This is a genomic window from Streptomyces megasporus, from assembly GCF_000718985.1.
Lineage (GTDB): Bacteria > Actinomycetota > Actinomycetes > Streptomycetales > Streptomycetaceae > Streptomyces > Streptomyces megasporus.
Genome location: NZ_JODL01000119.1, coordinates 1 through 376, shown reverse-complemented (window position 1 = coordinate 376; position 376 = coordinate 1). Strand labels below are relative to the sequence as shown.

At 65.4% G+C, this 376-nt stretch carries 1 protein-coding gene; it reads left to right on the top strand.

Features of this window, described 5'->3' with window-relative positions:
* A partial coding sequence (locus IF47_RS0126950; protein WP_031511662.1) for a cbb3-type cytochrome c oxidase subunit I occupies nt 1–376 on the top strand: 376 nt, incomplete at both ends.

Below are 376 nucleotides of genomic sequence, written 5' to 3'. Positions count from 1 at the left end.
GCACTTCCACTACGTGGTCTTCGGCACCGTGGTGTTCGCGATGTTCGCCGGCTTCCACTTCTGGTGGCCGAAGTTCACCGGCAAGATGCTCGACGAGCGACTCGGCAAGATCACCTTCTGGACGCTGTTCGTCGGCTTCCAGACCACCTTCCTCGTCCAGCACTGGCTGGGCGCCTCGGGCATGCCGCGTCGGTACTCCGACTACCTGGCCGCCGACGGCTTCACCGGGCTGCACATGATCTCCAGCATCGGCGCCTTCCTGCTCGGCCTGTCCACGCTGCCGTTCTTCTACAACGTCTGGAAGACGGCCCGGTACGCGCCGAAGATCGAGGTGGACGACCCCTGGGGCTACGGCCGCTCCCTGGAGTGGGCGACC